Here is a 1,894-nt window from a genome sequence, read left to right as displayed (position 1 = left end):
CGATGGGGGCGTCGGCGGGGAGCCAGATGACGGAGTCCAGCTCCGTCGCGGAGAGCCAGCGCATGGCGGAGTGTTCCAGCGCCCGCGGCTCGTCCCCGTGCAGCAGGCGGGCCGTGTACACCCTGAGCACCGAGCGGCCGTGGGCCATCCGGACGTCGCCGCCGACCCGGTCGCCGATCGCCACCCGTACGGCCAGTTCCTCGGCGCACTCGCGGACCAGCGCGGCCACCTCGCTCTCCCCCGGCTCGACCTTGCCGCCGGGGAACTCGTACCGGCCGGCGACCTCGGGAGGCGCGGATCGCGCGCAGGCCAGCACCCGCCCTCCGGAGATGATCGCCGCGCCGACGATGACTCTCGGCTCGCGCCGCTCGGCCTGTCCGTTTCCGCCTACCCGTTCGGTCCGCACGGGCGTCCAGCGTGCCAGATCAATCGGCAATTCGGGTACCTAGCCCGGCCATCAGGTCAGCAGAACACGGAAGTGTGGGCGTGGACACATCGGGTGCCTGCCCGACAGACTGGGGAACATCACAAGGACACGGGACGGCGACGATTTGGCCACAAGCCGGCAACGACGCCTGGGAGGTGCGGTGATGCGCGCGCTGTTCAGCAGCCGGGCAAAGCACGACTATCTCAGCGACGCGCTGACGATGCTCAGCGGGTGGACCCGCGAGGGCGAGCAGATTCGCCGTACCCTCGTCATCGACGACACCCAGCACGCGGCGCTGACCGAGCGGGTCAAGGTGGTGGCCGACGCGCTGCGGCTGCGCCCAGAGATCAACCGGCGCGACTCCGAGACGCAGATTCGCGTCGGCCACGGCGACGGCGAGCCGTTGACCGAGGGCGAGGTGCTGCTGGCCGCCCGCATCGAGGACGTGTACCGGGCCGTCACCGAACCCTGACCCGCGGCACGCGCCGACGTGCCCCCGCGGCAGGTGTCCATCGCCGGCTCCCGTCCACGTCGACCTGACCGGTCGACTCCGCCACCAGCCTAGGGCCGCGTCCCGCGGCACGCGCTCCCCGTAACGTCCGCCTGGGACCACCCGAGTGGTCATCGCATGACCGTCGGTAGCGCACCTGGGCAGCTCGCCGCCTGCTGGTCCGAGCGGGGGCAGATCGGCACCCGACGGGGTGGCGCACCGGCTCAGCGAGCCGGGTCGCCCTGCGTCGTGGACAGCCCCAGAGCCTGCCGTACGGCCAGGTCGGTCTGCGGGTCGCGGCGCTGTTCGGCCTGCGCCACCAGTCGAAGCATCTGCTCCCGGTCGGGGGCCTTCTCGGCGTCCCGCCAGGACACCGCCGCCCCCTGCGCCTCGGCGATCAGCTTCTCGATCGGCTCCCGGGCCTGCGCCGGCCAGGTCGCCCCGCTGAGGGCGAGCCACATGCTGGCGTTCGCCGAGGCCGCCCGTTCCACCAGGGTGCGCAACTCGGCCGGCGGGGCGGTTGGCCCCTGGGCGGCGAGGGTGGTCCGGGCCTCGTCGAACTCGCGGACCGCCATCAGGTACGTGAGCTGCTCGGGGCGGAGCACCGTCGCGTCCTGCCGTAGGGGGCGGGTCAACGGCTGCGCGCCGGCGGCCAGGTAGCAGGTGATCCGCGGGTCGGTACCCCACTCGACTCGGGACGGGACGTACCAGCGCAGCCGCACGTCGGCCGGGAGCGACAGCGGGTCGAGGACGTAGTTGCGTTGCTGCCGCCGACATTCGGTCTCCGCGCGGGCGGAGAGCGCGGCGGTGCCGGGGTACCCCTCGCCGGCGTACCGCTCGTAGCCGGGCAGGCGGTCGATCAGCTCCCCGTCGTGCGGTTCGGTGCACGGCACCGTGGTGACCTCGTCCGGCGCGGTGCGCGTACCCGGCGCGGTGTCCCCGACCCGGAAGCAGTCCCCCACCCGCAGCCCTCGGAC

General features: G+C 73.2%; 3 protein-coding genes. 1 reads left to right on the top strand and 2 read right to left on the bottom strand.

The window, feature by feature from the left end:
- Positions 1-406: (deoxy)nucleoside triphosphate pyrophosphohydrolase (locus E1193_RS31300; protein ID WP_132186724.1), on the bottom strand; the 406-nt coding region annotated here is incomplete at its 3' end.
- Between the two features lie 184 nt (positions 407-590).
- Here E1193_RS31300 and E1193_RS31295 point away from each other — a divergent pair.
- On the top strand, positions 591-899 hold the full coding sequence (locus E1193_RS31295; protein ID WP_132186723.1) for a 4a-hydroxytetrahydrobiopterin dehydratase: 309 nt from the start codon (positions 591-593) through the stop codon (positions 897-899).
- Positions 900-1,141: 242 nt separating this feature from the next.
- On the opposite strand, the gene E1193_RS32285 is transcribed toward E1193_RS31295, so the two are convergent.
- On the bottom strand, positions 1,142-1,894 hold a 753-nt coding region (locus tag E1193_RS32285), incomplete at its 5' end, for a hypothetical protein (RefSeq protein ID WP_207922949.1).

The sequence above is a fragment of the Micromonospora sp. KC606 genome, from assembly GCF_004348675.1.
Classification (GTDB): domain Bacteria; phylum Actinomycetota; class Actinomycetes; order Mycobacteriales; family Micromonosporaceae; genus Micromonospora.
The sequence above is the reverse complement of the archived record's forward strand: the minus strand, read 5'-3'. Positions and strand labels throughout refer to the sequence as shown.

What these genes read in the sequence shown, in the direction of transcription:
- E1193_RS31295 (WP_132186723.1), top strand. Translation starts at nt 591, where the DNA reads ATGCGCGCGCTGTTCAGCAGCCGGGCAAAGCACGACTATCTCAGCGAC.